22 protein-coding genes and 2 tRNA genes are annotated in these 25,989 nt (G+C 56.5%); 3 read left to right on the top strand and 21 right to left on the bottom strand.

The window, feature by feature from the left end; translation table 11 throughout:
• Position 1: 1 nt before the first annotated feature.
• The 12 genes from rbfA to rlmE all read right to left on the bottom strand — a co-directional run bounded on the left by rbfA (position 2) and on the right by rlmE (position 11,736).
• On the bottom strand, positions 2-415 hold the full coding sequence (gene rbfA / locus AUC61_RS16135; protein ID WP_087266483.1) for a 30S ribosome-binding factor RbfA: 414 nt from the start codon (positions 413-415) through the stop codon (positions 2-4).
• Positions 416-575: 160 nt separating this feature from the next.
• Positions 576-3,092: a translation initiation factor IF-2 gene (infB, locus tag AUC61_RS16130; protein WP_122666688.1), complete on the bottom strand. Its 2,517-nt coding sequence runs from the start codon at positions 3,090-3,092 to the stop codon at positions 576-578.
• Between the two features lie 27 nt (positions 3,093-3,119).
• Positions 3,120-4,601 (bottom strand): transcription termination factor NusA, encoded by a 1,482-nt coding sequence (gene nusA, locus AUC61_RS16125; RefSeq protein WP_122666689.1) that lies wholly within the window; start codon positions 4,599-4,601, stop codon positions 3,120-3,122.
• 59 nt (positions 4,602-4,660) lie between these two features.
• On the bottom strand, positions 4,661-5,119 hold the full coding sequence (gene rimP / locus AUC61_RS16120) for a ribosome maturation factor RimP (protein ID WP_162874006.1): 459 nt from the start codon (positions 5,117-5,119) through the stop codon (positions 4,661-4,663).
• Positions 5,120-5,257: 138 nt separating this feature from the next.
• A tRNA-Met gene (locus tag AUC61_RS16115) sits at positions 5,258-5,334 on the bottom strand.
• 96 nt (positions 5,335-5,430) lie between these two features.
• Positions 5,431-5,516 (bottom strand) — tRNA-Leu (locus AUC61_RS16110).
• A 43-nt stretch (positions 5,517-5,559) separates the two neighbouring features.
• On the bottom strand, positions 5,560-5,940 hold the full coding sequence (gene secG, locus AUC61_RS16105) for a preprotein translocase subunit SecG (RefSeq protein ID WP_243247222.1): 381 nt from the start codon (positions 5,938-5,940) through the stop codon (positions 5,560-5,562).
• Positions 5,941-5,944: 4 nt separating this feature from the next.
• A complete protein-coding gene (tpiA, locus tag AUC61_RS16100; RefSeq protein WP_243247221.1) occupies positions 5,945-6,700 on the bottom strand; it encodes a triose-phosphate isomerase in 756 nt (251 codons plus the stop codon).
• A gap of 66 nt (positions 6,701-6,766) precedes the next feature.
• Positions 6,767-8,104, bottom strand: coding sequence for a phosphoglucosamine mutase (glmM, locus tag AUC61_RS16095; protein WP_243247259.1), 1,338 nt, complete (start codon positions 8,102-8,104; stop codon positions 6,767-6,769).
• Positions 8,105-8,123: 19 nt separating this feature from the next.
• Entirely contained in the window at positions 8,124-8,975 is an 852-nt protein-coding gene (folP, locus tag AUC61_RS16090; RefSeq protein WP_243247220.1) for a dihydropteroate synthase, read from the bottom strand.
• An 8-nt stretch (positions 8,976-8,983) separates the two neighbouring features.
• Positions 8,984-10,894, bottom strand: coding sequence for an ATP-dependent zinc metalloprotease FtsH (gene ftsH / locus AUC61_RS16085; RefSeq protein ID WP_087266497.1), 1,911 nt, complete (start codon positions 10,892-10,894; stop codon positions 8,984-8,986).
• A gap of 191 nt (positions 10,895-11,085) precedes the next feature.
• Positions 11,086-11,736 carry a 23S rRNA (uridine(2552)-2'-O)-methyltransferase RlmE gene (rlmE, locus tag AUC61_RS16080; RefSeq protein WP_037015133.1) on the bottom strand — a complete coding sequence of 217 codons (651 nt, stop codon included), beginning with the start codon at positions 11,734-11,736 and terminating at the stop codon, positions 11,086-11,088.
• Between the two features lie 104 nt (positions 11,737-11,840).
• Between rlmE and AUC61_RS16075 the strand changes: the two genes are divergently transcribed.
• Positions 11,841-12,149: a YhbY family RNA-binding protein gene (locus tag AUC61_RS16075; RefSeq protein WP_027900317.1), complete on the top strand. Its 309-nt coding sequence runs from the start codon at positions 11,841-11,843 to the stop codon at positions 12,147-12,149.
• A 21-nt stretch (positions 12,150-12,170) separates the two neighbouring features.
• On the opposite strand, the gene AUC61_RS16070 is transcribed toward AUC61_RS16075, so the two are convergent.
• The 8 genes from AUC61_RS16070 to grpE form a co-directional block, all read right to left on the bottom strand.
• Entirely contained in the window at positions 12,171-12,614 is a 444-nt protein-coding gene (locus AUC61_RS16070; protein WP_243247219.1) for an MFS transporter, read from the bottom strand.
• Positions 12,592-13,068, bottom strand: a complete 477-nt coding sequence (greA, locus tag AUC61_RS16065; protein ID WP_122666694.1) for a transcription elongation factor GreA — start codon at positions 13,066-13,068, stop codon at positions 12,592-12,594. Before greA ends, AUC61_RS16070 begins: the two co-directional genes overlap by 23 nt.
• Complete coding sequence (carB, locus tag AUC61_RS16060; protein WP_243247218.1) at positions 13,065-16,286, bottom strand: carbamoyl-phosphate synthase large subunit; 3,222 nt, start codon at positions 16,284-16,286, stop codon at positions 13,065-13,067. Before carB ends, greA begins: the two co-directional genes overlap by 4 nt.
• Positions 16,287-16,417: 131 nt before the next feature.
• Entirely contained in the window at positions 16,418-17,554 is a 1,137-nt protein-coding gene (carA, locus tag AUC61_RS16055) for a glutamine-hydrolyzing carbamoyl-phosphate synthase small subunit (RefSeq protein ID WP_243247217.1), read from the bottom strand.
• Between the two features lie 266 nt (positions 17,555-17,820).
• A complete protein-coding gene (dapB, locus tag AUC61_RS16050) occupies positions 17,821-18,624 on the bottom strand; it encodes a 4-hydroxy-tetrahydrodipicolinate reductase (RefSeq protein ID WP_122666697.1) in 804 nt (267 codons plus the stop codon).
• A 12-nt stretch (positions 18,625-18,636) separates the two neighbouring features.
• The gene (gene dnaJ, locus AUC61_RS16045; protein ID WP_087266764.1) at positions 18,637-19,773 is read right to left on the bottom strand and encodes a molecular chaperone DnaJ; all 1,137 of its coding nucleotides are present in this window, start codon (positions 19,771-19,773) and stop codon (positions 18,637-18,639) included.
• Positions 19,774-20,099: 326 nt separating this feature from the next.
• A complete protein-coding gene (gene dnaK, locus AUC61_RS16040; RefSeq protein WP_243247216.1) occupies positions 20,100-22,019 on the bottom strand; it encodes a molecular chaperone DnaK in 1,920 nt (639 codons plus the stop codon).
• Positions 22,020-22,122: 103 nt separating this feature from the next.
• Positions 22,123-22,686 carry a nucleotide exchange factor GrpE gene (grpE, locus tag AUC61_RS16035; RefSeq protein ID WP_243247215.1) on the bottom strand — a complete coding sequence of 188 codons (564 nt, stop codon included), beginning with the start codon at positions 22,684-22,686 and terminating at the stop codon, positions 22,123-22,125.
• Between the two features lie 273 nt (positions 22,687-22,959).
• Between grpE and recN the strand changes: the two genes are divergently transcribed.
• Positions 22,960-24,633: a DNA repair protein RecN gene (recN, locus tag AUC61_RS16030; protein ID WP_243247214.1), complete on the top strand. Its 1,674-nt coding sequence runs from the start codon at positions 22,960-22,962 to the stop codon at positions 24,631-24,633.
• A 336-nt stretch (positions 24,634-24,969) separates the two neighbouring features.
• Here the strand turns inward: recN and fur are convergent, their stop codons facing one another.
• The gene (gene fur, locus AUC61_RS16025; protein ID WP_002555142.1) at positions 24,970-25,377 is read right to left on the bottom strand and encodes a ferric iron uptake transcriptional regulator; all 408 of its coding nucleotides are present in this window, start codon (positions 25,375-25,377) and stop codon (positions 24,970-24,972) included.
• Between the two features lie 98 nt (positions 25,378-25,475).
• On the opposite strand from fur, the gene AUC61_RS16020 reads away from it, so the two are divergent.
• The gene (locus tag AUC61_RS16020; protein WP_122666700.1) at positions 25,476-25,985 is read left to right on the top strand and encodes an outer membrane protein assembly factor BamE; all 510 of its coding nucleotides are present in this window, start codon (positions 25,476-25,478) and stop codon (positions 25,983-25,985) included.
• Positions 25,986-25,989: the final 4 nt, after the last annotated feature.

Here is a 25,989-nt window from a genome sequence, read left to right as displayed (position 1 = left end):
CTTATTCCTCGTTGCTTTCTGGCTTGGTGCTCTGCGGCGCGTCACCGGCATGCTGGCCGTCTTCGGCAACAGCACGTTCGATCAGGGCCGAAAGGTGCGCACCACGCACGACGCTCTCGTCGTAGTGGAAGTGCAACTGAGGCACGCTGCGCAGTTTCATTTCACGGGCCAGCTGCATCCGCAGGAAGCCTGCAGCGGAGTTCAGCACCTTGATGGTCTGCGAAATTTCTTCAGCGCTGTCCTGACCCATGACGGTCATGAAAATCTTGGCGTGACCGACGTCACGGCTGACATCAACAGCAGTGATGGTGACCAGACCTACGCGCGGGTCCTTGATTTCGCGACGGATCAGTTGAGCCAGCTCGCGCTGCATCTGATCGCCAATGCGTTGGGTACGGCTATATTCTTTTGCCATGTTTTGCTACCTGATACTGACCGGGGGCGAAACCCTCGCGGTCTGAAAGCGGCAAACGCCCGGCCTGACAGATGTCGGACCGGGCGTTGCGTGTTGAGCCCATGACAGGGTCTGCGGCATTTGCATGCGAAGACCTGCCATGGCTCCTATAGCTCGCGACTTAGAGGCTGCGAGCCACTTGGACCTTCTCGAAGACTTCGATCTTGTCACCGACTTTGACGTCGTTGTAGCTCTTGACGCCAATACCACATTCCATGCCGGCACGAACTTCGGAAGCGTCATCCTTGAAGCGACGCAGGGATTCCAGCTCGCCTTCGAAGATAACGATGTCTTCACGCAGTACACGAATCGGACGGTTACGGAAGACAACGCCTTCGATAACCATGCAACCAGCGATCGCGCCAAACTTCGGCGAACGGAACACGTCGCGGACTTCAGCAATACCCAGGATATTTTCCCGAACATCGCTGCCAAGCATACCGGTAAGGGCTTTCTTGACGTCTTCGATGATGTCGTAGATCACGTTGTAGTAACGCATATCCAGACCTTCCTGCTCGACGATCTTGCGAGCGCCAGCATCAGCACGCACGTTGAAGCCGAACAGTACAGCGTTGGAAGCCAGCGCCAGGTTAGCATCGCTCTCGGTGATACCACCGACACCGCCGCCGACAACGCGCACTTGCACTTCGTCGTTACCCAGGCCGTTCAATGCGCCCTGCAGAGCTTCCAGGGAACCACGGACGTCGGATTTGAGGACGATGTTAAGCGTCTTCTTCTCTTCCTGACCCATGTTCTCGAAGATGTTCTCCAGCTTGCCAGCGTGAGCACGGGCCAGTTTGACTTCGCGGAACTTGCCTTGACGGAACAGAGCCACTTCACGGGCTTTCTTCTCGTCAGCAACAACGCTCATCTCGTCGCCAGCGTCCGGTGTACCGTCCAGGCCGAGGATTTCGACCGGAATGGCTGGACCTGCTTCCTTGATTGGCTTGCCGTTCTCGTCGAGCATGGCGCGAACGCGGCCATAGTTCGAACCAACCAGCACCATGTCGCCCTGACGCAGCGTACCGTCCTGAACCAGAACAGTTGCGACCGGACCACGGCCCTTGTCGAGACGCGACTCAACAACAACACCACGGCCAGGAGCCGAAGGTGTTGCAGTCAGTTCCAGGACTTCAGCCTGCAACAGAACTGCTTCGAGCAGGTCATCAACACCGGTACCCATCTTCGCGGAGACCGAAACGAACGGCGTTTCACCGCCCCACTCTTCGGACGTCACGCCGTGAACCGACAGTTCACTACGGATGCGGTCCAGGTCAGCGCCCGGCTTGTCGATCTTGTTCACTGCAACGACCAGCGGAACACCGGCAGCCTTGGCGTGTTGCACGGCTTCGATGGTCTGTGGCATCACGCCGTCGTCAGCAGCAACAACGAGGATTACTATGTCAGTGGCCTTGGCACCACGAGCACGCATTGCGGTAAACGCGGCGTGACCCGGGGTGTCGAGGAAGGTGACCATGCCGCGTTCGGTTTCAACGTGGTATGCACCAATGTGCTGGGTGATACCACCGGCTTCGCCAGCAGCAACCTTGGCACGACGAATATAGTCGAGCAGGGAAGTCTTACCGTGGTCAACGTGACCCATTACGGTCACAACAGGAGCACGGGAGAACGTTTCACCTTCGAACTTCAACGATTCTGCCAGGGAATCTTCCAGGGCTGTATCGCTGACCAGGGTCACTTTGTGGCCCAGCTCTTCAGCAACCAGTTGAGCAGTTTCCTGATCCAGAACCTGGTTGATGGTGGCCGGAGTACCCAGCTTGAACATGAACTTGATGATCTCAGCTGCCTTGACCGACATTTGTTGTGCCAGGTCGCCGACAGTGATGGTCTCACCGATTTTCACGTCACGAACCACAGGGCCGGTAGGGCTCTGGAAACCGTGAGCATTACGCTTCTTCAGCTTGGCCTTGCCACGACCACCACGACGGAAGCCATCGCTTTCTTCGTCAGTAGTGCGCGGGGCAACGCGTGGCGCTGGAGCTTTCTCTTTAACAGAGGCGCGATGCGGGGCGTTCTTGCGATCACCGTCACCACCACGAGCATTGCGATCATCGCTGCGCGGCTTGTCCGGACGACGCTGTTCGTCACGCTTGCGAACTTCAGCAACCGGAGCCGGAGCAGGAGCAGCGACAGGTGCTTCCTGAACAGGTTCGGCAGCCGGAGCTGGCGCTGCTGCTTCAGTAGCAACGGCGGCAGGAGCTGAAGGCTGATTACGCGCTTCTTCTTCGGCGCGGCGCTTGGCTTCTTCTTCAGCCTTTTGACGGGCAGCATTTTCTACGGCGCGACGTTCATCAAGCTCGCGCTTGCGCTCGGCCTCGATTTCTTCCGGGCTGCGCTGCACGAACACTTTCTTCTTGCGTACTTCAACGCTGATGCTTTTGCTGCCAGCAACACGCAGGGTGCTGGTGGTTTTACGCTGCAGCGTGATCTTGCGTGGTTCTTCCACTTTCGCCTTGTGGCTGCTCTTCAAGTGAGTCAGCAACGATTGCTTCTCACTGTCAGTCACATGTTCTTCGGCGGCGGTGTGCGGCAGACCTGCCTCACGCATCTGCTGCAACAGGCGCTCTACCGGTGTTTTGACCTCATCGGCCAGTTGTTTCACCGTGACTTGCGTCATGCACTTCTCTCCTCAGGCCGCGCCTAATTACTCGAACCAGTGGGCTCGGGCGGCCATGATCAACTTGCCGGCACGAATATCATCAATGCCGTCGATGTCGAGCAGATCGTCAATAGACTGCTCGGCCAGGTCTTCGCGGGTAATTACGCCGCGCACCGCCAGTTCCATCGCCAAATCCTTGTCCATACCCTCAAGCGAGAGCAGGTCTTCGGCCGGATGGGCGTCTGCCAGCTTTTCCTCTGTAGCGATGGCTTTGGTCAACAAACGATCCTTGGCCCGAGCACGAAGCTCGTTGACGGTTTCCTCGTCAAAGCCGTCGATGTTGAGCATCTCCTCCACCGGTACGTAGGCAATCTCTTCCAGGCTGGTGAAGCCTTCATCTACCAGCACTTGCGCCAGGTCTTCGTCGACTTCCAGCTCGTCGATGAAGTTGCGCAGGATGTCGCCGGTTTCTGCTTGCTGCTTGGCCTGGATGTCGGATTCGGTCATTACGTTCAGGGTCCAGCCAGTCAACTGGCTGGCAAGACGCACGTTCTGACCGCCGCGGCCGATGGCCTGAGCCAGGTTGTCGGCACCGACCGCAATGTCCATTGCATGGGCGTCTTCATCAACGATGATTGCCGCCACTTCAGCCGGGGACATCGCGTTGATGACGAACTGAGCCGGATTGTCATCCCACAGGACGATATCCACTCGCTCGCCACCCAGTTCGCCCGAAACAGCCTGAACTCGCGAACCACGCATGCCGATACAGGCGCCTTGCGGATCGATTCGTTTGTCCTTGGAGCGAACAGCGATCTTTGCACGCGAACCCGGGTCACGAGAGGCAGCCATCACCTCGATCAGACCTTCAGCGATTTCCGGCACTTCAATGCGGAAAAGCTCAATCAGCATCTCTGGCGCTGTACGCGACAGGATCAACTGCGGACCACGGTTTTCTGTACGAATTTCCTTCAGCAGAGCCCGCAGACGGACACCTACGCGGAAGGTTTCGCGGGAAATAATGTCTTCACGAGCCAACAGCGCTTCAGCGTTGTTACCCAGATCAACGATGACGTTGTCACGCGTGACCTTTTTAACAGTACCGGAAATGATTTCGCCCAATCGTTCACGATAGGCGTCAACCACTTGGGCACGCTCAGCTTCGCGAACCTTCTGCACAATGACTTGCTTGGCAGTCTGCGCAGCGATGCGGCCGAACTCGATGGATTCGATTTTTTCTTCGATCAGGTCGCCGGCTACAGCGCCTGGCCTTTTCTCTTGAGCCTGATCGACGGCCAGCTCGTATGCTGGATCGTCAAGGTCTTCGTCTTCGACCACTGTCCAGCGACGGAACGTCTCGTAGTTACCCGTCTGACGGTTGATCTCTACACGCAGCTCAACTTCATCTTCAAAGCGTTTTTTTGTCGCTGTGGCCAGAGCCAGTTCCAGCGCTTCAAAAATAACACCTGCCGGGACGCCCTTTTCATTGGACACCGACTCAACAACCAGCAGTACTTCTTTGCTCATCGTACGCCTCGCCTTTCGCAAGCCATTGGATCCGCGGGATCCGCAGTATTTGGCACGTATCAGTCAAACGTGGGAATAATGTTGGCCTTGTCGATCATATCGATCGGCAACAGGAACTCATGGTCTTCTACCTGCACCACAACGTCCTGCTCTTCTACACCACGCAGAAGGCCCTGAAAGTTGCGTCGACCCTCGAAAGGCGAACGCAGCTTGATCTTCACTTGTGCACCGGCAAATTGTGCAAACTGCTCGATAGTGAACAGTGGGCGTTCCATGCCAGGCGAGGAAACTTCAAGGGTGTATTCAACGGAAATCGGATCTTCAACATCCAGAACACCGCTGATTTGACGGCTCACGATGGCACAATCGTCCACCAGCACGCCGCCTTCCTTATCAATATAAACGCGCAACATTGAGTGGCGACCTTGAGCCGAAAACTCAATACCCCAGCATTCATAGCCCAGGGCCACGACCACCGGGGCCAGCAAGGCCTGCAACTCTTCTAGCTTGCTCGACACCTGAACCCCCTCGTGCATGTATGTGCATGCTATGCAAAATAAAAAAATGGGCGAAACGCCCATCCTTGAAACGCCGTCGAACAGCGGCGTTGAAAGTGTCCAGCTAACAAAAAGCCCCTTAAAAGGGGCTCCTTAAACTGGTTGCGGGGGCCGGATTTGAACCGACGACCTTCGGGTTATGAGCCCGACGAGCTACCAGACTGCTCCACCCCGCGACAAAGCTGGGGCGGAAGTATACGACCGATCCCTTGCAGGGTCAATGTAACCTTCCACCTACAAGAAAGCCCGCAACAGCGGGCTCTCCTGATAATTGGTACCGAGAAGGGGACTCGAACCCCTACACCCTATGGGCACAACCACCTCAAGGTTGCGTGTCTACCAATTCCACCACCTCGGCAATACATCTTTGGCAGCCTCAAACTTCACTGCCCGTTGAAACCTTACTTCTGCTCTGGAGCTTGAGGTACGTCAGCTGGAACAACAGCTGGCTTTTGCCCTTCGAGCACCGGAACATCATCTGCTGCCGGCTTTTGCTTCACCTCCATTACCGCTGGATCTGGCAAACCTACTTGAGTCAGCTCATGAGCTTTCTCTTTAGCAAAGTAACCTAACCCCAAGCTGGTTATGAAAAAAGCTGCGGCGAGTATACCAGTAAACTTACTAAGAAAGGTAGAGGAACCTTGGCTTCCGAACACAGTATTTGATGCACCTGCTCCGAAAGACGCACCAGCGTCCGCACCTTTACCCTGCTGCAGCAAAACCAGGACAACAACGCCCAGAGCGGCCAGCAGATGAAAAACGACTACGACTGTTTCCAGCATTTTTTCAGTTTCCCGCGGCGCGAATAATCGCACCGAACTCAGCTGCATTCAGGGAGGCACCACCAATGAGCCCCCCATCGATATCCGGCATGCCGAACAGTTCGGCCGCATTGGCCGCCTTCACGCTGCCGCCATAAAGAAGTCGCACGCCTTGTGCGACCTCAGCATTCTCTTTCGCCAACTGCGCACGAATGGCTGCGTGCACGTCCTGCGCCTGTTGAGGCGAAGCGGTCAGCCCGGTGCCAATGGCCCAGACTGGCTCGTAAGCGATTACTGCATTTACGAGAGCCTTGATACCCAGCGCCGCGATGATGCTGTCAAGTTGTTGCCCGACAACCTCAAGCGTTTTGCCAGCTTCACGCTCCTCAAGGGTTTCGCCAATGCACAGCACCGGCGTCAGGCCGCTTGCCTGAGCTGCAGCGAACTTGCGAATAAGAACATCATCGCTTTCGCCCATAATCTGGCGACGCTCCGAATGCCCAACAAGTACCAGCTTGCAACCCGCATCAGCCAATTGACTCGGAGACACCTCCCCGGTCAAAGCACCCTGTCCTGCTTCATGGGCGCAATTCTGCGCACCCACGGAAATCGATTTACCCTGCAAACCTTCGACTACCAAGCTTATGTGCAGGCTCGACGGAAATACCGCCACATCAACACCGCCAGGGAGGACCTGCTCAGCAAGGCCCTCGATCAGCTCAGCGACGCTGGCGCGGGTACCGTGCATCTTCCAGTTACCAGCTACCATAGGGCGACGCATGCTGTACCTCGTCGGTCAAAGTGGGCGCAGATGTTACCCAACAGTTTCAACACTGGCAAGCCGAAATCAGGCGCAAACTTCAGCAACCAGTTTTGCCAGCTCATCGGCATAACCGCGAACCTGCACTTCGTCCTCACCTTCAACCATGACACGCACCAGCGGCTCGGTCCCGGACTTGCGCAACAATACGCGACCACGCCCTTCCATAGCGGCGGTAACACGGTCACACGCCTCTTTGACTGCAGGGTGCGAAACCGGGTCAACACCACCCGAGAACCGAACGTTAACCAGCACTTGTGGACACTTGCGAAGCGCCTGACGCGCCTGCGCAAGGCTCTCGCCATTACGACGCAGAGCCAGCAGCACCTGTAGCGCAGCAATAATTGCATCGCCGGTGGTCGTATGCTGGAAGCAAACCACGTGCCCCGAGTTTTCACCACCAACCTGCCAGTTACGTTCCAGCAGTTCGGCGATCACATAACGGTCACCCACGTTGGCACGCACGAACGGAATATCCAGATCAGCCAAAGCCAGCTCCAGGCCGAGGTTGCTCATCAGGGTACCCACCACGCCGCCTTGCAGACGACCACGCGCATGAAGATCACGAGCGATGATAAACAACAGCTCATCGCCATCAACGACAGCGCCGGTGTGATCAACCATCAAGACGCGATCGCCATCGCCATCAAAACCGATACCCAAGTCTGCGTGCTCAGCCAGCACGGCCGCCTGTAGCGCCCCCATATGAGTGGAGCCGCAATTTTCGTTGATGTTCAGGCCGTCAGGCTGCGCGGACAACACCGTGACGTGCGCGCCCAGCTCACGAAATACATTCGGGGCGACTTTATAGGTCGCGCCATGAGCACAGTCGATCACAAGCTTGAGGCCGGCAAAGTCGGTACTGGTTGGCACACTGCTCTTGCAGAACTCGATATAGCGGCCCGCAGCGTCGTTGATACGCGAAACCTTGCCGAGTTTTTCCGATTCGACGACCGTCATTGGCGCATCGAGCAGCTCTTCGATCATCAGCTCGATTTCGTCTGGCAGTTTCGTGCCCTGGCCGGAAAAGAACTTGATACCGTTGTCGTAGTGCGGATTGTGCGACGCGCTGATCACGATCCCGGCTTCTGCATGGAAAGTACGGGTCAGATAAGCAATTGCAGGCGTAGGCATTGGTCCGAGCAGCATGACGTCAGCGCCCGCAGCAGAGAGACCCGCCTCAAGCGCAGACTCGAACATGTAACCTGAAATACGCGTGTCCTTGCCGACCAGAATGCGGCAGGCGCCAAGACGACGAAACGCCATGCCTGCTGCCCAACCGAGCTTCAGCATGAATTCTGGAGTGATAGGGAACTGCCCCACTCGACCACGAATGCCGTCGGTTCCGAAGTATTTCTTGGTAATCATGGATGCTCCAATATTCTTATTGCGCCGCTTCAACTGCGGCAATCATCCGCACGACATCGACCGTTTCGGCCACATCATGCACACGTAGAATTCTTGCGCCCTTGGTCATCGCCAGCGCGGCAAGGGCAAGACCACCATAAAGGCGCTCACCCACCGGGCGACCCAGCGCACCGCCAATCATGCTCTTGCGCGAGACGCCAACCAATAGCGGACGCCCCAGCATATGCAGTTCCTGCATATGCTTGAACAAGCTCAGATTGTGATCGAGGCTCTTGGCGAAGCCAAAACCCGGATCAAGAATAATGCGCTCTTCAGGAATGCCGGCAACTGCGCACTGGTCCATTCGCTCGCGCAAGAACGCGCTGACCTCTGCGACCAGATCGCCATACTTCGGATCATCCTGCATGTCACCCGGCTCGCCGCGCATGTGCATCAAGCACACCGGCAACCCCGTAGCTGCAGCCGCATCCAGCGCACCATCACGACGCAACGAACGAACATCGTTGATCAGTCCGGCGCCTAGACGCGCTGTTTCGCGAATAACCGCAGGCGTTGACGTGTCCACCGAAATGATCACATCCAGCTCACGACTCAAGGCTTCTACGACAGGCGCAACACGCTCAAGCTCTTCAGTGGGCGACACGGCACGCGCGCCAGGGCGAGTAGATTCGCCCCCGACATCAATCAGCGTAGCCCCCGCAGCAACCATCGCCTGTGCGTGCTTCAACGCAGCATCGAGATGGGTGTAGCGACCACCATCAGAGAAGGAATCGGGAGTTGCGTTGAGGATGCCCATAACATGCGTACGGGACAAATCAAGAACCCGGTTGCCGCAAGGCAACCGGGTTGGGTACAGCACAGCGTTCATGTCAGGCCTTAGTGTTCAGCGGCAGGGCCACCGATCGGGGCTTCCGGACGAACGTCCGGAGGTGTAACCGGCGTACCTGGAGTACCCGAACCACCTTCCCAATCGCGCGGCTCACGCGGAGTACGGCCAGCCATAATATCGTCGATCTGCTCAGCATCAATCGTTTCGTACTTCATCAACGCATCTGCCATCGCGTCGAGCTTCTCACGATTGTCGGTGAGGATCTGTTTGGCGGTGCCGTAGCACTGATCGATGATGCTGCGCACTTCAGAGTCAATCAAACGAGAGGTGTCAGCCGACAAACCACTGCTGGTGCCACCGCCGCCACGACCCAGGTAGCCCTGATCTTCGTCTTCGCCGTACAGCAGAGGACCCAGCTTCTCTGAGAGCCCCCACTTGGTCACCATGTTCCGGGCAATCTGACTGGCCCGCATGATGTCGTTGGAAGCGCCAGTGGTAACACCGTCAAAACCCAGGGTCATCTCTTCAGCAATCCGACCGCCATACAACGAGCAGATCTGACTGATCAGGGCACGCTTGGACAGGCTGTAACGATCTTCCTCAGGGAGGAACATAGTGACACCCAGCGCACGACCGCGAGGGATGATCGACACTTTGTAAACCGGATCATGCTCTGGCACCACACGACCCACGATTGCGTGACCCGCTTCGTGATAAGCCGTGTTGCGCTTCTCTTTCTCGGACATGACCATGGATTTGCGCTCAGCGCCCATCATGATTTTGTCTTTGGCGAGTTCAAACTCTTTCATCTCGACGATGCGCTTACCGGTACGGGCAGCGAACAGCGATGCCTCGTTAACCAGGTTGGCAAGGTCAGCACCGGAGAAGCCAGGCGTACCACGCGCAATAACACCCGCGTTGACGTCGTCGCCCATCGGCACTTTACGCATGTGAACCTTGAGAATCTGTTCACGACCGCGAATATCCGGCAGACCCACTACGACCTGACGGTCAAAACGGCCTGGGCGCAGCAGCGCAGGGTCGAGTACGTCAGGACGGTTGGTCGCAGCGATGACGATGATGCCGTCATTCATTTCAAAGCCGTCCATCTCTACCAGCAACTGGTTGAGAGTCTGCTCACGCTCATCATGACCACCACCCATGCCCGCGCCACGATGGCGACCCACGGCATCGATTTCGTCGATGAAGATGATGCAAGGAGCATGCTTCTTGGCTTGTTCGAACATGTCGCGAACGCGGCTTGCGCCAACACCCACGAACATTTCCACGAAGTCAGAACCGGAGATCGTGAAGAACGGTACTTTCGCTTCACCCGCAATGGCTTTCGCCAGCAAGGTTTTACCGGTACCCGGCGGGCCAACCATCAGCACGCCGCGAGGAATACGACCGCCCAGACGCTGGAATTTGCCCGGATCACGGAGGAATTCGACCAGCTCGCCCACTTCTTCCTTGGCTTCGTCGCAACCTGCAACGTCAGCCAGCGTGGTCTTGACCTGATCTTCAGAGAGAAGGCGCGCCTTGCTCTTGCCGAAACTCATCGGCCCGCCCTTGCCTCCAGCACCACCTTGCATCTGGCGCATGAAGAACATGAAGACAGCGATGATCACCAGAATCGGGAAGCTGGCTACCAGCAACTGGGTCCAGATGCTCTGCTGTTCAGGCTGTTTGCCTTCAACAACCACGTTGTTGTTGACCAGATCACCAATCAAACCATTGTCCTGAATCGCCGGACGAATGGTCTTGAAGGTGTCGCCATCACTGCGCTTGCCCGTGATGACGTAGCCATCCACAGCAACTTTCTCGACCTTGCCATCCTTCACTTGCTGGATGAACTCGGAATAGTTGAGGGTCTGCGGCTCGTTAGGGCTGGAGAAGTTGTTCATCACCGTCACCAGGACAGCTGCGATGATCAACCACAGGATCAAATTCTTTGCCATATCGTTCAATTAGCTACCCTCTGAAGCAAGCTCCACGCAGAGCGTGCCTCGCATGATATTCACCGGCCTAACTTACTACAGAACCTACAGATGTGGCAGGCGCCGTCTGTAACCCTTTGTGAAACTTTGACTACACGATGCTCGGTGATGCTGCATCGACAAGGCCATTTAAAAAAAACTATCGCTGCACCTCAAAGGCGCTCATCGCTCGCCGAACCTTCAATACCGCGGAAACCACGCCCCAACAAATACTGCTCGCGGGAGCGATCACGCGATGACAACGGCTTGCGCATCTGAACCTTGTCAAACAGCTTGCGAATGTCCTTGTGGTACACATCAAAGCCTTCACCCTGGAAAACCTTGATCAGAAAATCACCACCAGGGCGCAAAACCCGTCCGGCAAGATCGAGTGCCAACTCGCAAAGAAACATTGCGCGAGGCATGTCAACAGCACTCAGTCCACTCATATTGGGGGCCATATCGGAAATCACAAGGTCTACCTGTGTATTACCGACAGCTTCCAGAATTTGTGCAAGGACCGCGTCCTCGGTGAAATCCCCTTGAATAAAGGTGACATCAGGGATGCTGTCCATTTCCAGTATGTCAGACGCAATCAGCCGACCTTGACCCCCAATCAGACGACTGGTCACTTGCGACCAGCCTCCGGGCGCAGCGCCGAGGTCAATGACGGTCATACCAGGACGAATAATTTTGTCCTTTTCCTGAATCTCGAGCAGCTTGTAGCTGGCGCGTGAACGGTAGCCGTCCTTTTGCGCCATTTTGACGTATTTGTCGTCGAAGTGTTCTTTGAGCCAGTTATGGCTTGTCTTGGAACGGGCCACGGGGCACCTCAAAAATAATCGAGTCGTGATTAAGTGGGCGGTCCCGGACTCGCTCGGGTAAACTGGCCGCCGCTTTTTACAAGATCAGACGCAGGGGTCAGATTATGCCGCTCACTCAAGAGCAGAAGAAACAGTACAAATCCATTGGCCACCATCTGAAACCGGTATTGATCGTGGCTGACAATGGTTTGACCGAAGGTGTGCTAGCCGAACTGGAGCGCGCACTGAGCGATCACGAGCTGATCAAGATCAAACTCAACATCCTGGATCGCGAAAGCCGCCTTCAAGCCATTGCCGAACTGTGCAAGGCCGGATCTGCGGATCTTGTGCAGGTCATCGGCAAAATGGCGTTGATCTACCGCAAGAACCCAAAGGTAAACAAGCAGCTTTCCAACGTCCATCGCGCAGTTTGATATCACCAGCCCAGGGCCGCATCAGCGTGCCCTGGCGCTACTCTCCGGCACAGGCTGTAAAACCAGCAGCAGGCCGGACATTCCCAAAATCGTGTAGCTCAGCAACTGCCAGCTAATCGCATTCGGCAACCACAGCCGCAAGGCGAAGTAGCCGCCCGCCGACAGAATCGCAACGATCAGCAATTGTCCGCGCAAATCACGCCAGATACCTGCCGACCGCTTGAAACTCACCAAAACAGCCAACTGCAGGGTCGCACATAACACTGCAATCCCGACCAGTAACGCGCCGGAAAAACCGGTGAGCTCATTGATCAACAACGGCGCAAGGCCGGTCTGATCAAGTACTGCGAGCATCGCCAGATGCAACAAGACCAGGCCGCCCACCCAAAAAGTCTGGGCAAGCTGCCAGGTCAATGCGCCCGTCGAAAACGGGCGACTTTGTTCAAATGTGGCTGACTTCAACAATCTCGTACTCGATCACGCCGCTTGGCGTTTTGACCACCACCACATCACCCTCTTCCTTGGCAATCAAGGCGCGAGCGATGGGTGAGCCGACCGAAATCTTGCCCTGTTTGATGTCTGCCTCGTCTTCACCGACGATCTGGTATTTCACAGATTCGTCAGTCTCGACGTTGGCGATTTCCACTGTGGTGCCGAAAATCACTTTGCCGGTATGCGGGATCGTGGTGACATCAATGACCACAGCATTCTGCATACGGCCTTCGATATCACGGATACGCGCCTCAACCATACCTTGCTGCTCGCGGGCAGCGTGGTACTCAGCGTTTTCCTTCAGGTCACCCAACTCACGCGCAGTACCGATGTCCTGGCTGAGTTTTGGGCGAACCACCTTGGTCAGGTGGGTCAACTCTTCTTCCAGGGCGCGAGCGCCCTGAACTGTCATTGGGTATTTGATCATGCCTTCAATCCTGCATGTAGATCCTGCAAGCGACGCACGGTCTTTTCCGGACCGAATTTCAGCGCTTCGCAGATGGCCTCGCCCGCAGCAATCGTCGTGGTGCAGTAGATTTTGTGCTGCAAGGCATTACGACGAATAGAGTAGGAATCAGCGATCGACTGACGCCCCTCGGTGGTGTTGATGATCAGCGTGACTTCGTCATTCTTGATCATGTCGACAACGTGCGGACGGCCTTCGGTCACTTTGTTGACACGACGAACCTTCAGGCCCGCCTCTTCAATCAACTTGGCAGTACCGGCAGTGGCAACGATTTCGAAACCAAGATTGATCAGGTCACGAGCAACGCCAGCCACCAAAGGCTTGTCGTCGTCACGTACGCTGATGAACGCAGTGCCACCGGTCGGCAGTACTTCGCTGGCGCCCATCTGAGCCTTGGCGAATGCCTCACCGAACGTATCACCCACACCCATGACCTCGCCGGTCGACTTCATCTCTGGGCCAAGGATCGGGTCAACGCCAGGGAATTTGGCGAACGGGAACACCGCCTCTTTCACGCTGTAGAAATTCGGGATGATCTCTTTGGTGAAGTTCAGCTCTTTCAGGGTTTTACCTGCCATGACGCGCGCAGCGATCATCGCCAGGGAAACACCGATGCACTTGGAAACGAACGGCACGGTACGCGAGGCACGCGGGTTCACTTCGATCACGTAGATGTCTTCACCCTGCAACGCCAACTGCACGTTCATCAGGCCGACCACACCCAGCTCCAGCGCCATCTTCTTCACCTGCTCGCGCATCTCGTCCTGGATATGAGCCGGGAGCGAGTACGGAGGCAGCGAACATGCGGAGTCACCGGAGTGAACGCCAGCCTGTTCAATGTGCTGCATGATCGCGCCGATCACCACGTCAGTACCGTCACAAACGGCATCGACGTCCATTTCAATGGCGCAGTTCAGGAAGTGGTCCAGCAGTACCGGGCTGTCGTTGGACACTTGAACCGCTTCGCGCAGGTAGCGCTTGAGCTCGTCTTCCTGATAAACGATTTCCATCGCACGACCGCCCAACACGTAGGACGGACGCACAACCAGCGGATAACCGATTTTTGCAGCAGCGCGAATCGCTTCGTCTTCGCTGCGCACAGTGGCGTTAGGCGGCTGACGCAGGTTCAGGCGCTCAACCATTTGCTGGAAGCGCTCACGATCTTCTGCACGGTCGATAGCATCAGGGCTGGTGCCGATGATTGGCACACCGGCCGCTTCAAGAGCGCGAGCCAGTTTCAGAGGCGTCTGGCCACCGTACTGAACGATCACGCCCTTAGGCTTCTCGACACGGACGATTTCCAGTACGTCTTCCAGAGTTACCGGCTCGAAGTACAGGCGATCGGAGGTGTCGTAGTCGGTGGATACGGTTTCCGGGTTGCAGTTGACCATGATGGTCTCGTACCCGTCTTCGCGCAGGGCGAGAGCCGCATGTACACAGCAGTAGTCGAACTCGATGCCTTGGCCAATACGGTTAGGACCGCCACCCAGGATCATGATCTTGTCACGACCTGTCGGTGCAGCTTCGCACTCTTCTTCGTACGTCGAGTACAGGTAAGCGGTGTCAGTAGCGAACTCGGCGGCACACGTGTCAACGCGCTTGTAGACCGGGAACACTTCCAGCTTGTGACGATGAGTGCGCAGGTTCTTCTCGGTAACGCCCAGCAGCTTGGCCAGACGTGCATCAGAGAAGCCTTTACGCTTGAGGCGGAACATCAGGCTGTGATCGATAGCCGACAGACCCAGAGTCTTGACCTTCTCTTCTTCCTTGATCAGATCTTCGATCTGTACCAGGAACCACGGATCGATCATGTTCATGGCGAAGATTTCTTCGACCGTCATGCCCGCACGGAATGCATCAGCCACGTACCAGATACGCTCGGCGCCCGGTACGGTCAGCTCGCGCTTGAGGGTGCTCATGCTTTCCGGGTTGCTCAGGTCCAGCTTCGGATCAAGACCACACACACCCACTTCCAGACCGCGCAAAGCTTTCTGCAGGGATTCCTGGAAGGTCCGGCCGATTGCCATGACTTCACCGACCGACTTCATTTGCGTGGTCAGGCGAGCGTCAGCCTTGGAGAATTTCTCGAAGGCAAAGCGTGGCAGCTTGGTCACGACGTAGTCGATCGAAGGCTCGAAAGACGCCGGAGTCTTGCCGCCAGTGATTTCGTTCTGTAGCTCGTCAAGGGTGTAACCGATAGCCAGTTTGGCGGCTACGCGAGCGATCGGGAAGCCGGTCGCTTTCGAAGCCAGTGCCGAGGAGCGCGATACACGCGGGTTCATCTCGATCACAACCATACGGCCAGTGTTCGGGCAGATGCCGAACTGAACGTTGGAGCCACCGGTTTCCACACCGATTTCACGCAGTACCGCCAAAGAGGCGTTACGCATGATCTGGTATTCCTTGTCGGTCAGCGTTTGCGCTGGCGCAACAGTGATCGAGTCGCCGGTGTGGACGCCCATCGGGTCGAAGTTTTCGATGGAGCAGACGATGATGCAGTTGTCCTTTTTGTCGCGGACAACTTCCATCTCATATTCTTTCCAGCCGATCAGCGATTCGTCGATCAGCAGTTCCTTGGTCGGAGACAGGTCCAGACCGCGGGTGCAGATTTCTTCGAACTCTTCACGGTTGTACGCGATACCGCCACCGGTGCCGCCCATGGTGAATGATGGACGGATGATGCACGGGAAGCCGAGCTTTTCCAGAACCGCGTAGGACTCTTCCATAGTGTGGGCGATACCCGAACGTGGGCAGTCCAGACCGATGGATTTCATGGCTTTGTCGAAACGCGAACGGTCTTCAGCCTTGTCGATGGTGTCGGCGTTTGCACCGATCATCTCAACGCCGAACTTGGCCAGAACGCCTTCGCGCTCCAGATCCAGTGCGCAGTTCAGAGCGGTTTGACCACCCATGGTTGGCAGCACGGCGTCTGGACGCTCTTTTTCGATGATCTTGGCAACCGTCTGCCACTTGATCGGCTCGATGTAGGTCGCGTCGGCCATTGCCGGGTCGGTCATGATGGTCGCTGGGTTGGAGTTCACCAGGATGACGCGATAACCCTCTTCGCGCAGGGCTTTACAGGCCTGGGCGCCGGAGTAGTCGAATTCACAGGCCTGACCGATCACGATAGGACCGGCGCCGAGAATCAGGATGCTTTTAATGTCTGTACGTTTTGGCATGGGTTTGTCACTCAAATCCGTAGGTCAGTCGGCAAGCCGTCTTGAACTTCTTTGCAGCGGCTGGGCGGTCTTCGCCGGACGTTCATCCAGGTCCAGCCCAGCGCTGCGCGTTACATTCTCAAGGCAACCGTTCAGCGTCGCTTGGCCATGGTTTCGATGAAACGATCAAACAGCGGAGCCACGTCAGTCGGGCCCGGGCTTGCTTCAGGGTGACCCTGGAAGCTGAACGCGTCCTTGTCGGTACGCTCGATGCCCTGCAGGCTGCCGTCGAACAGCGACTTGTGGATCGCCTGAACATTGGCCGGCAGTGTCGCTTCATCCACCGCAAAACCGTGGTTCTGGCTGGTGATCATCACAACGCCGGTTTTCAGATCCTGTACCGGGTGGTTGGCACCGTGGTGGCCATGGCCCATCTTCACTGTCTTGGCACCGGAAGCCAGCGCCAGCAGTTGGTGACCCAGGCAAATACCGAATACCGGAATGTCGGTTTCCAGCACTTCCTTGATCGCCTTGATGGCGTAATCGCACGGCTCCGGGTCGCCAGGGCCGTTGGACAGGAATACACCGTCAGGCTTGTACGCGAGTACTTCGCTGGCAGGCGTTTGCGCAGGGACCACGGTCACGCGGCAACCGCGCTCAACCAGCATGCGCAGGATGTTGACCTTGACGCCGTAGTCATAGGCTACAACGTGGTATGGCAATTCGGACGCGGCGATTTCCGGGCAGCTATCAGTCTTCAACGACCAGACGCTGGAGCGCCACTCGTACGCTTCCTTGACGCTGACGACTTTCGCCAGGTCCATGCCTTTCAGGCCCGGGAAGCCACGCGCGGCAGCAATTGCAGCTTCTTCGGAAATGTTGTCACCGGCCATGATGCAGCCGTTCTGTGCGCCTTTCTCACGCAGGATGCGGGTCAGGCGACGGGTGTCGATGCCAGCGATTGCTACGACGTTGTTGGCTTTCAGGTATTCATCCAGCGACAGCTTGTTACGCCAGTTGCTGGCAACCAGCGGCAGATCACGAATGACCAGACCGGCAGACCAGACGCGATCTGACTCAGCGTCTTCAGGAGTGGTACCGGTGTTGCCGATGTGCGGGTACGTCAGAGTAACGATTTGCTGGGCATAGGAAGGATCGGTAAGGATTTCCTGATAGCCGGTCATGGCAGTGTTAAACACTACCTCGCCAACGGTTTGACCGTCGGCTCCAATGGCTTCGCCGCGAAAAATGCTGCCATCAGCAAGGGCGAGTATGGCTGGCTTAGTCAAGAAGACCTCCCGTAAGTAAAGCCTGAAAGGGCGTTCGCAGGTTGCAAAAAAGCGGAATGACGTAGTTACGTCACCCCGCTTTCTTATCGAATCATCTGCGCGCTTTTAGTGGACACACTAAAGCTGTAGCTTACAGAAAAAGGCTTTTTTGGTCTACCGCCAATGAGGCGAAAAGACGAGGGAATGCGACAGAAGTTCCCGAGAAAGAATAAAACAGAGGCGCAAACCCTGTATCTCAGGGGTTACGCCTCTCTCGCAGCGGTCAATCAGTGCAGATCAAGCACGTCCTGCATGTCATACAGACCCGCTTCGCGCCCTTCAAGCCACATTGCAGCTCTAACCGCACCTTTGGCGAAGGTCATGCGGCTGGAGGCCTTGTGCGTGATCTCGACGCGCTCGCCTTCGGAGGCGAACAAGACCGTGTGATCACCCACCACGTCACCTGCACGAATCGTCGCGAAGCCAATGGTTTCGCGATCACGTGCGCCGGTCTGACCTTCACGGCCGTAGACAGCGACCTTTTCCAGATCACGACCCAATGCATTGGCAACCACTTCACCCAGGCGCAACGCAGTGCCTGATGGCGCGTCGACCTTATGACGGTGATGCGCTTCGATGATTTCGATATCGACATCATCGCCCAACACGCGAGCGGCGGTGTCGAGCAGCTTCAGACAGAGATTCAGACCGACGCTGAAGTTAGCCGCGAAAACAATCGGGATTTCTTTACCCGCCTCGGCGATACGCTGCTTCTCTTCAGCACTGAAACCTGTAGTGCCGATGATCATCGCCTTGCCAGCCTTGCGGCAGAACGCCAGGTTCTTCAGCGTTACCGAAGGGTGCGTGAAGTCGATCAACACATCGAATTCGTCAGCCACCCGAGCCAGATCACCCGACAGCGGTACACCGATCCGACCCAGTGCAGCCAACTCGCCCGCATCAGCACCAACCAGCGTGCTGTCAGGACGATCAATAGCCGCAGTCAGACCAGCGCCAGGCGCCTGCTGAACGGCCTCGATGAGAATTTTACCCATGCGCCCGGCGGCGCCCATCACTGCAATACGTCGCATGTCCTGCTCCCGTTACAAATCGCCGAAGAAACGCTTCACACCGTCAAACCAGCCGGTGGCTTTCGGGGAGTGAGAGCTATCGCCTTCAAGCGTTGAGCGGAACTCTTCGAGCAGTTCACGCTGACGACGACCCAGATTGACCGGAGTCTCGACAGCCACACGGCACATCAAGTCCCCTGCGCCACCGCCACGTACCGGCGCTACGCCCTTGCCACGCAAGCGGAACTGTTTGCCCGTCTGGGTACCTTCAGGAATCTTCAGTTTGACGCGACCATCCAGCGTTGGCACTTCAAGCTCACCACCAAGTGCGGCATCGGTGAAGCTGATTGGCACTTCGCAGAACAGATGCTTACCGTCACGCTGGAAGATCGCGTGCTCGCGCACATTGATCACCACGTACAGGTCGCCCGTTGGCCCACCTTGCGTACCCGCTTCGCCTTCGCCGGAGAGACGGATGCGATCGCCGGTATCCACTCCAGGCGGCACTTTCACAGCGAGCGTCTTGTACTCTTCGACACGACCTTCACCGTGGCACGAGTCGCACGGATCGGAAATGATCTTGCCGTTACCGTGGCAACGCGGGCAGGTTTGCTGCACCGAGAAGAAACCTTGCTGCATGCGAACCTGACCAATACCGCCGCACGTCGGGCAGGTAACAGGCGAGGAGCCTTTCTTGGCACCCGAACCGTCGCAAGGTTTGCAATTGACCAGCGTCGGGACCCGAATATTAACCGAGGTACCACGCACGGCTTCTTCGAGGTTCAGCTCAAGGGTGTAACGCAGATCGCTACCGCGCTGAGCGCCACCACGACCACCGCCACCGCCCCGGCCACCGCCGAAGAAGTCACTGAATACATCGCCGAAGATATCGGAGAAGTTTGCACCGCCAGCACCGCCACCGAAGCCGCCGCCACCCATGCTTGGGTCGACGCCAGCGTGACCGTATTGGTCATAGGCCGCACGCTTGCTCGCATCGGACAGAACTTCGTAGGCCTCATTGGCTTCTTTGAACAGCTCTTCCGATGCTTTGTCATCAGGATTGCGATCAGGGTGATGCTTCATCGCCAGACGACGATAAGCTTTCTTCAGATCAGCCTCGCTGGAGCCTCGCTCCACCCCCAAAACTTCGTAATAGTCACGCTTTGCCATAAATTCTTCCGCACTCTTGAGGACGTCCGGCAAAACCCTCCTGAGCTTTGCCAAACTCGTTGAGCCCCATACAGGCCCCGGACCCAACTCACGTCAATTCAACGATCCTGGTCTTCATTTCACCGGCCAGGCTGACCGGGAAAGCGGCAGAACAAGCCACCATGCAGGAGCATGACGACCTTGCCACAGCAGCTTGCGGTAGATACCGCAGGCCGCAAAAATTTCGTCTATTCCAGACACGCCAACGCGGGAGCAAGCTCCCGCGCGGCGACATCCTACCAGCGACCGCCCGAAAACGGTCAACTGGCTTGCAAGTGAGCCTGCGCTTACTTGTTTTCTTTTACTTCTTCAAACTCTGCATCGACAACGTCGTCAGCAGGCTTGGTTTCTTCCTTCGCCGCCTGAGCACCCGCTTGTGGTTGCTCGGCCTGCTCGGCGTACATTTTCTGAGCCACTGGCGCGGAGACCTTGGACAGCTCTTCGACTTTCGCGTCGATGGCAGCCTTGTCGTCGCCTTTGACTGCAGCTTCAAGAGCAACCAGTGCAGCTTCGATCGCAGTCTTCTCTTCCGCGGTGACTTTGTCGCCCGCGTCGGAGATCATTTTGCGAGTCGAGTGAACCAGCGCATCGCCCTGGTTACGAGCAGTCGCCAGCTCTTCGAACTTGCGGTCTTCTTCAGTGTTGGCTTCAGCATCACGGATCATTTGCTGAATTTCTTCATCCGACAGACCGGAGTTGGCTTTGATCACGATCGACTGCTGCTTGCCGGTTGCCTTGTCTTTGGCGCCCACGTGCAGAATGCCGTTGGCGTCGATGTCGAAGGTCACTTCGATCTGTGGAACGCCACGTGGTGCTGGTGGAATCTCGGCCAGGTCGAACTTGCCCAGAGACTTGTTCTGACCCGCCTGCTTGCGCTCACCTTGCAGCACGTGAATGGTCACAGCGTTCTGGTTGTCGTCAGCAGTGGAGAACACTTGCGATTTCTTGGTAGGAATCGTGGTGTTCTTGTCGATCAGAGCAGTCATCACGCCGCCCATGGTTTCGATACCCAGTGTCAGCGGGCTAACGTCCAGCAGCAGAACGTCTTTAACGTCACCGGCCAATACTGCGCCCTGGATAGCAGCACCCATGGCGACGGCTTCGTCCGGGTTAACGTCTTTACGCGCTTCTTTGCCGAAGAACTCAGTGACTTTCTGCTGTACCAACGGCATACGAGTCTGGCCACCGACCAGGATCACGTCGTTGATGGCGCTGATGTCGATACCGGAGTCTTTCAACGCGATACGGCAAGGTTCGATGGTGCGCTGAACCAGGTCTTCAACCAGCGATTCCAGCTTGGCGCGGGAGATCTTGACGTTCAAGTGCTTAGGACCGGTCGCATCTGCAGTGATGTACGGCAGGTTAACGTCGGTCGAATTGCTCGAAGACAGTTCGATCTTGGCTTTTTCAGCGGCTTCTTTCAGGCGCTGCATGGCCAGCGGGTCCCCTTTAAGGTTCATGCCGCTTTCTTTCTTGAATTCGTCAACGAGGTAGTCGATCAGACGGATGTCGAAGTCTTCGCCACCCAGGAACGTGTCACCGTTGGTTGCCAGCACTTCGAACTGGTGCTCGCCATCAACTTCAGCAATTTCGATAACCGAAACGTCGAAAGTACCGCCACCCAGGTCATAAACGATGACAGTGTGGTCGCCCTTCGCTTTGTCCATACCGTATGCCAGAGCGGCTGCGGTTGGTTCGTTGATAATACGTTTTACGTCCAGACCGGCAATGCGACCGGCGTCTTTGGTGGCCTGACGCTGGCTGTCGTTGAAGTAAGCCGGAACGGTGATCACCGCCTCGGTCACTGCTTCGCCGAGGTAGTCTTCAGCGGTTTTCTTCATCTTCTTCAGGATTTCAGCAGAAATCTGAGGAGGCGACATTTTCTTGCCGTTGACTTCAACCCACGCATCGCCATTGTCAGCTTTGGCGATTTTGTAAGGGACCATCTGAATGTCTTTCTGAACAACTTCTTCTTCGAACTTACGACCGATCAGACGCTTTACCGCGTACAGAGTGTTATGCGGGTTGGTGACCGCCTGGCGCTTGGCCGACTGGCCTACCAGGATCTCGCCATCGTTGGCATAAGCGATGATCGAAGGCGTGGTACGCGCGCCTTCGGCGTTCTCGATAACCTTGACGCTACCGTTTTCCAGAATAGAGACGCAGGAGTTGGTGGTCCCCAGGTCGATACCGATAATTCTGCCCATCTTTGAATCTCCCGAAATTTTGAATTTGGTTGCCGCAACTGCGTTTACAAATTGCGGTAGCTCTTAAACGCTTGGCCTATAAATGGGGGCCAGACAGCTGATTTCAAGCCTGCTCATCAATTGATGGCTGAACAGGCGATGGTGCCTTGCTGACCACGACCATGGCCGGGCGCAGCAGACGACCATTGAGCTGGTAGCCCTTCTGAAACACTTTCAACACGCTGTTGGGTTCAACGTCAGCGCTTTCCTGCATGGCCATTGCCTGATGGTGCTCGGCATTGAATGGCTGACCATGCGGATCAATGGCTTCGAGGTTGTAACGCTTGAGGGTGTCGCTAAACATTTTCAGCGTCAGCTCGATGCCTTCACGCATCGGACGAATGCTTTCGTCGTCCGGATTGGACAGCTCAAGACCACGCTCAAGGCTGTCAACGATCGGCAGCAAGTCACCGGCGAATTTCTCGAGGGCGAACTTGTGAGCCTTTTCTACATCCTGTTCTGCACGGCGGCGGACGTTCTGCAAATCCGCAGCCACTCGCAGGGACTGGTCCTGCGCCGCAGCCAGTTGCTCTTCGAGCACTTGCACGCGGGTTACCAAATCTTCACCGGAAACCGCTTCGGCAGCCTGGTCCTGGGTCTGCGCATCCAGATTCTGTTCGTCAGCCATAGATTTCTCCTTTCCAATACGTCCGCGACCTCAAATCGCGCTTCTGCCCCCCTATATGGGAGCGGAATTTTCAGCTTCAAGAGCAAATTTCAGCAGATCGACAAAAGTCCTCACAAACCTTCCGGCCAAAGCCAAGCCCTTATCGCGCTTGAACAAATCGCCAAATGAACTAAAAAAAGCGTATTCCCGAACGAATCGAGCTAAATCAGGGCATTGTCACCCGCGAACAAAACACTGTATAAATAACCAGACTTATCGCTTGGGAGCCACTCCATGCTGGTGCACCTTTCCGTACATAACTACGCCATCGTTGAACATCTCGACCTCGAGCTGGACCGTGGCATGAGCGTGATCACCGGTGAGACCGGTGCTGGTAAATCAATCATGCTCGACGCCCTCGGCCTGACCCTTGGCGACAGGGCCGACAGTGGCGTGGTGCGCCCCGGTGCGGAAAAGGCTGACATCCTGGCGACGTTCGACCTGGGCGACATTCCTGAAGCGCAAACCTGGCTGCAGGAGCGCGACCTCGACAATGACGGTCCATGTATTCTGCGCCGCGTCATCACCGCAGAAGGCCGCTCACGCGCCTATATCAATGGCACGCCCTGCCCTCAAGGTGACTTGAAAGCACTGGGCGAGCTGCTGATAGACATACACAGCCAGCACGAGCATCAGTCGCTGCTCAAGACTGACACACACCGTCGTCTGCTGGATGAATACGCTGGTGCTACCGATCTGGCCCGTCAGGTACAACTGGCCGCCCAACGCTGGCGCCAGACTCGCCAGGAACTCGACAGGCTCTCCAACTCCGGCGACGAGCAGCGCGCACGCCATCAACTGCTGAGCTATCAGCTTGAAGAACTCGAAAGCCTGAGCCTCGGCGAAAACGAACTGGAACATCTTGAGCAGGAACAGAAAACCCTGACCAACGCCGAAAGCCTGCTGAGCATTTGCCGTCAGGTTGTCGAGCAATGCAGCGAAAATGACTCAGGTAATGTGCTGAACGCACTGACCGCGAGCCTGCATCGGCTGGGCAGCGTCAATGACTCCCCTACCGCCTTGAGCGAAGCCACCAACCTGCTGTCCAGTGCGCAGATTCAGGTAGAAGAAGCGGTGGGCGAACTCAATCGCTTCCTTGATCACTTCGACGCTGACCCGGCCCGTCTGCAGCAGATCGAAGAACGCCTGGATGCTATCTATACCCTGGCGCGCAAGCATCGCATCCAGCCCACTGAAGTCGCGACACTTCAACAGAAGCTGCTGGACGAGATCGAAACACTGAATGCCAACGACGAGGCAATCGAGCGCCTGGAAAATGAAGTGGCATCGTTCGCACGTCACTACAAGGAAAAGGCCCGGGAACTGAGTGACATGCGTCATCGCGCAGCACCGGAACTCGCAGCCGCCGTGGAACATGAAATCCAGCGACTCGGCATGCCGGGTGGGCGGTTCAGCATCGAGCTGAAAGCCAACCCCGAGAAAGAACTACTGCCCAACGGCCTTGAACAGGTTGAGCTGCTGGTCAGCGCCAACCCGGGCCAGCCGCTAAAAGCGCTGGCGAAAGTGGCTTCGGGCGGTGAGCTATCCCGGATCAGCCTGGCGATCCAGGTGATCACCGCACAAACCTCACGTGTGCCAACACTGGTATTCGACGAGGTGGACGTTGGGATCGGCGGGCCAACGGCCGAAATCGTTGGTCAGCTCTTGCGACGTCTGGGTGATCGCGGCCAGGTCATGACCGTCACTCACCTTCCGCAAGTGGCCGCACAGGGGCATCAACACCTGTTTGTCCACAAAGTCCGCGACAGCGACGCCACGCGCACCGCTGTATCAAAACTGAGCAAGAACGAACGTATAGAAGAAGTCGCGAGGATGCTGGGCGGCATAGACCTGACCAAAGAGTCTTTGGCCCACGCGAAGAAGATGGTCGTTACGGCTAAGAGCTGAAGGCTGCCGCTTTCAGTGTAGGAGCTGCCGAAGGCTGCGAAGCAATGGCCGCCATTCGCAGCCTTCGGCAGCTCCTACATAATTCAGAACAGCTTCCAGACTCAACGACGACCTCAAACCCGTGGAAGACTGGCCTGCAGACACAATTCCCATGGGAGCGAATTCATTCGCGAGTGGGCCGGTACAGCAGCCATATTTGCATCGGAAGGAAGGCCGTCTTCGCGAATGAATTCGCTCCTACCAATTCGCGCCCTCAGCCCCGCCCCAAGACTTATTCACATCCAAAAACGCACAAAGGCGACCCTAGGGTCGCCTTTGCTGATGCATCAAAAAGACTTACGCCTTCTTATTGCGCACGTACAGCACCAGATTGTGATCCACCAAATCGAAACCGTGCCGCTCGACAATGGCCTTTTGAAGCTTTTCGATTTCTTCGTCGAAGAATTCGATCACTTCTCCGGATTCCACGTTGACCATATGGTCGTGGTGGCCGCCGTCAGCCAGTTCGAATACCGCATGTCCACCGTCGAAATTGTGGCGAACCACTAATCCGGCAGCTTCGAATTGGGTCAGGACACGGTAAACCGTGGCCAGTCCGACGTCCTCGCTAGCTTCCATCAGTGCCTTGTAAACATCCTCGGCACTCATGTGGCGCTGCTCGGCGGAATCGAGCATCTGTAGTATTTTGACCCGTGGCAGGGTCACTTTAAGTCCGGCTTTTCGTAGTTCGCTATTTTCAACCATGGTCAGCTTTCTCGCAGACGCTGCTTCGCAGCTTCTCTTAATGCAGGTATGATCGGGGTTTACGTTGTCCCAGCCAAGATAGTGGAAGTCGCCCACCGATGCAAAACACCAAGCTCCTGCTAACCAGTTTCACCCTTGTGGGACTGCTCGCACTCGCCGGTTGTTCATTCCCCGGGGTTTACAAAATCGACATCCAGCAAGGCAATGTCGTCACGCAGGACATGATAGACCAGTTAAGGCCGGGAATGACCCGACGGCAAGTACGGTTTATCATGGGCAACCCTCTGCTGACCGATACTTTCCATGCCGATCGCTGGGATTATCTGTACAGCCTGCAGCCAGGTGGCGGTGAACGCCAGCAGGAGCGTGTCTCGCTGATCTTCAATGGCAACGACCAACTGGTCAGCCTGTCGGGCGACTTCATGCCAGGCGTAAGCCGTGATGAAGCCATCCTTGGCAACGACGGTGGCTCTACCGTCACGCCACAGCAGCCTAAAGAAGAACCTGCCAAGCCAGGGTCGCTGCTGGACCAGATCCAGAAGGACGTCGACAAAGTCGAGACCGTTCCTGTTCCGACTCAGGAACCATTGGAAGTGTCGCCGCAGTAAACAA

The organism is Pseudomonas maioricensis (genome assembly GCF_022790535.1).
In the GTDB taxonomy this organism is placed as follows: domain Bacteria; phylum Pseudomonadota; class Gammaproteobacteria; order Pseudomonadales; family Pseudomonadaceae; genus Aquipseudomonas; species Aquipseudomonas maioricensis.
The sequence above is the reverse complement of the archived record's forward strand: the minus strand, read 5'-3'. Positions and strand labels throughout refer to the sequence as shown.

Coding starts and splice junctions, on each gene's coding strand:
- AUC61_RS16075 (WP_027900317.1), top strand. CDS start 11,841: ATGCCGCTCACTCAAGAGCAGAAGAAACAGTACAAATCCATTGGCCAC.
- ftsH (WP_087266497.1), bottom strand. CDS start 10,894: ATGGCAAAGAATTTGATCCTGTGGTTGATCATCGCAGCTGTCCTGGTG.
- nusA (WP_122666689.1), bottom strand. CDS start 4,601: ATGAGCAAAGAAGTACTGCTGGTTGTTGAGTCGGTGTCCAATGAAAAG.
- dapB (WP_122666697.1), bottom strand. CDS start 18,624: ATGCGACGTATTGCAGTGATGGGCGCCGCCGGGCGCATGGGTAAAATT.
- tpiA (WP_243247221.1), bottom strand. CDS start 6,700: ATGCGTCGCCCTATGGTAGCTGGTAACTGGAAGATGCACGGTACCCGC.
- AUC61_RS16020 (WP_122666700.1), top strand. CDS start 25,476: ATGCAAAACACCAAGCTCCTGCTAACCAGTTTCACCCTTGTGGGACTG.
- rbfA (WP_087266483.1), bottom strand. CDS start 415: ATGGCAAAAGAATATAGCCGTACCCAACGCATTGGCGATCAGATGCAG.
- dnaK (WP_243247216.1), bottom strand. CDS start 22,019: ATGGGCAGAATTATCGGTATCGACCTGGGGACCACCAACTCCTGCGTC.
- dnaJ (WP_087266764.1), bottom strand. CDS start 19,773: ATGGCAAAGCGTGACTATTACGAAGTTTTGGGGGTGGAGCGAGGCTCC.
- folP (WP_243247220.1), bottom strand. CDS start 8,975: ATGAACGCTGTGCTGTACCCAACCCGGTTGCCTTGCGGCAACCGGGTT.
- infB (WP_122666688.1), bottom strand. CDS start 3,092: ATGACGCAAGTCACGGTGAAACAACTGGCCGATGAGGTCAAAACACCG.
- greA (WP_122666694.1), bottom strand. CDS start 13,068: ATGATCAAATACCCAATGACAGTTCAGGGCGCTCGCGCCCTGGAAGAA.
- grpE (WP_243247215.1), bottom strand. CDS start 22,686: ATGGCTGACGAACAGAATCTGGATGCGCAGACCCAGGACCAGGCTGCC.
- secG (WP_243247222.1), bottom strand. CDS start 5,940: ATGCTGGAAACAGTCGTAGTCGTTTTTCATCTGCTGGCCGCTCTGGGC.
- carB (WP_243247218.1), bottom strand. CDS start 16,286: ATGCCAAAACGTACAGACATTAAAAGCATCCTGATTCTCGGCGCCGGT.
- recN (WP_243247214.1), top strand. CDS start 22,960: ATGCTGGTGCACCTTTCCGTACATAACTACGCCATCGTTGAACATCTC.
- fur (WP_002555142.1), bottom strand. CDS start 25,377: ATGGTTGAAAATAGCGAACTACGAAAAGCCGGACTTAAAGTGACCCTG.